Annotated in this window: 3 protein-coding genes; 2 read left to right on the forward strand and 1 reads right to left on the reverse strand. The window is 68.1% G+C overall.

Annotated features, from left to right (window positions below):
* On the forward strand, positions 1 to 661 hold a 661-nt coding region (locus AX721_RS25500), incomplete at its 5' end, for a glutathione S-transferase family protein (RefSeq protein WP_231754763.1).
* A 114-nt stretch (positions 662 to 775) separates the two neighbouring features.
* Here the strand turns inward: AX721_RS25500 and AX721_RS25505 are convergent.
* Entirely contained in the window at positions 776 to 1,363 is a 588-nt protein-coding gene (locus AX721_RS25505; RefSeq protein ID WP_082765805.1) for a hemerythrin domain-containing protein, read from the reverse strand.
* A 199-nt stretch (positions 1,364 to 1,562) separates the two neighbouring features.
* On the opposite strand from AX721_RS25505, the gene AX721_RS25510 reads away from it, so the two are divergent.
* Positions 1,563 to 1,937 carry a hypothetical protein gene (locus AX721_RS25510; RefSeq protein ID WP_068878774.1) on the forward strand — a complete coding sequence of 125 codons (375 nt, stop codon included), beginning with the start codon at positions 1,563 to 1,565 and terminating at the stop codon, positions 1,935 to 1,937.
* Positions 1,938 to 2,565 lie beyond the last annotated feature (628 nt).

Below are 2,565 nucleotides of genomic sequence, written 5' to 3' on the forward strand. Positions count from 1 at the left end.
CCATGAAATCATCCCCGCCAGGAGGACCACGACGATGATCACGGTGTGGGGCGGGCAGACCTCGCGGTCGCTGCGGGTGGTCTGGCTGCTGGAGGAGATGGGCCTGCCCTACCGCGTGCGTCAGGTGGACATGCTGGCCCCGGAAAAGGACCTGGCCTGGCTCGCCGTCAATCCCGGCGACTTCCTGCCCGCGATCCAGGACGGCGACGTGACGATGGTCGAGTCGGTCGCGATCCTGGAATACCTGATGGGCCGCTACGGCCCCACGCCGCTCCAGCCAAAGCCCGGCGACCCGGCCTTCCCCGCCTACCAGCAGTTCCTCCACCTGGGCGAAGCGGGCCTCGCCACCCTGATGATGGTCCCCCTGGTGAGCGGCTTCATCGCCCCCGCCGCCGAACGCGACAACTGGGGCGCCCGCTGGGCCCGCGGCTGCGTCGAGCGCCGCCAGATCCTCGTCCGCCGCCAGCTCGAAACCGCCCCCTACATGGCCGGCGACACCTTCACCGCCGCCGACATCTCGGTCAGCTACGCCCTGCGCCTGGGCGCCAACCACGCCGGCTTCCCCCTCACCGACGCCGAACAGGCCTACCTCGCCCGCACCACCGCGCGCGACGCCTACCAGCGCGCCTACGCGCGCTCGCACGAGGGCGTGGCGGCGTAGGGAGGGAGACCGGGGCCCGGGACGAGGCCCGCCGTCGGCCGCAGGCGAGGCGCCCCCAGGCCAACCGCCGCCCACGGCGAGCACCCGGCGCGCGCCCTCGCCGATCTCGCCTCGCTAGCGCTTGAGGCTCGCCTCGCTCGCGATCGAGCGCGCTTCGGCGATCACCGACTTCGCCGGGCCCACGACATGCCGTTCCGACTCCTCGTGAAAGCGGCGGTCGAGGTGCGCCTGGTCGTCGTAGTCCGTCTTCAGGGCCGGGAACCAGGTGCTCTCTTCCTCGAAGATGTGGTGCAGCACCGCGCCCCGGATGTGCTCGAGCTTGTCCTTCCACGCCTCCGTGGTCGGATCGATCCGCTCCAGCTCCGCCATCTGCATCTTTGCCGTCGTCTGCTCGGTGTAGGCCAGGCCGGTCGCCGGCTTGTGTCCCGCCTTCGCGAAGGCGGGGTAGAGCACCACCTCTTCGGCCAGGGAATGGCCGTTCAGCACCAGGCCGAGCGCTTGCATGGCCTTGACGCGGGCCGGCCCGGTTCTGGCCTTACGGCACGCGTCGAAGCCGGTTCTGATTTCGTCGTGATGATCCAGCGCCAGCGACAGCCAGTCTCCCGGGGTGGCCAGCGCCCGCGCCTCGGCGGTGGCCTTCGCCTGCGCCTTCTCGCTCTCCGGAGGCGTCACGGCCCCCAGCGCCTTGTCGATGATGGACATCCCGTCCTCCCTCTCGGATCAAGCCTGCTCCGCCAACACCCGGGCGCACGGCGGGTTCCTCGTTCCGCAGAGATGATGCGACGGCGAGGCGCCAGTTGCCGCAGGTCCGCCTCGGTCGCCGGAGCCCTTTCCTGGGATCGACCCATTGCCGTCATTCGGCACCTCGGGTCTCTTTGGGGCCACGTGAAGGAGCCACCGGATGTCCCGAGTTGTCGGCCTGTCCGTCGCCGGTCTTGCGCTGCTGTTGGCCGCCGCTGGGGTGTTGTTCTTAGACAGATACTCAAACGGCCTGCCCGCGCTGCTCCTTTGTCCCGGAGCAGCGGCTATTCTCGCAGCCAGCCTTCTGCCAAACAGCCGACTGGGAAGCGCATTCCTGGCAGTGTTGTTTTCCGCTGCGAACCTCTGGCTGTTCACGACCTTCATTTCGTTGACTCATGAACGTCGCTTCGGTGGGGTCGACCCTGAGGGCTACGCCGCGTTCCAATTCCTGATGATCGCTGGCGGCTTCGCGATTGCGCCGCTCTTTGCAGCGGGGATCGCCAATCTCAACCGCCCCAGCAGCAACGTCCGCTAGCCACCCTCGACGGCCATTCAATCGGACCGCTTTTGCGCTCCTGTGAGACCATTGTTGCGCTTGTCGGCGTGGCGCCCTCAATGTCTCGCGAGGGCTTCGGAGCATCGCTGGTGGCATCGATCTGGGTGAACTTTGCGGTGTTCGCCGCCATCATCCTGTTGCTCGCCTTCGCTCGGAATATCCGCGCAGGAGATCGGAGCGCCGCTTTAGGCGGGCGCGTGCCGCTCTCGCGGCGCGCCAAGCTTCACTATTCAACACTCTTCACTATCGTGATTGTAGGTGGGCTCCCCATGCTCGCGTGGAGCCGCTAGCTGCAGTCAGCTTTCCACCTCACTCGGCAGTTCGGAATGTCCGCTGGCGGCACCCGTAGGCCTGGCTTGAGCGGCGGTTGACCGCTCGGCGCCGGAAGGGGGCGTCGGCTCAGTCGCCAGAACGCGACCTTCGCCGCACCGTCAGCGCAGTCATCCCCACCGGGGATAGTCCCCGCCCTGAAATCCACGGTTGATGCGAGCCTTGGGGTCCGGCGCTGTCAAGGACGACGCCCGCCGGGCGTCGCCGCCCCGCGGCGGGCCTTCCGGCCCGTCCTTGAGAGCGCCGGACCCCAAGGCAAACTCCGTCCATGGATTGA

This window comes from Phenylobacterium sp. CCH9-H3, from assembly GCF_001557235.1.
GTDB lineage: Bacteria > Pseudomonadota > Alphaproteobacteria > Caulobacterales > Caulobacteraceae > Phenylobacterium.

Excerpts from the sequence above, each read along its gene's own strand:
- AX721_RS25510 (WP_068878774.1), top strand. The coding sequence starts at position 1,563 with ATGTCCCGAGTTGTCGGCCTGTCCGTCGCCGGTCTTGCGCTGCTGTTG.
- AX721_RS25505 (WP_082765805.1), bottom strand. The coding sequence starts at position 1,363 with ATGTCCATCATCGACAAGGCGCTGGGGGCCGTGACGCCTCCGGAGAGC.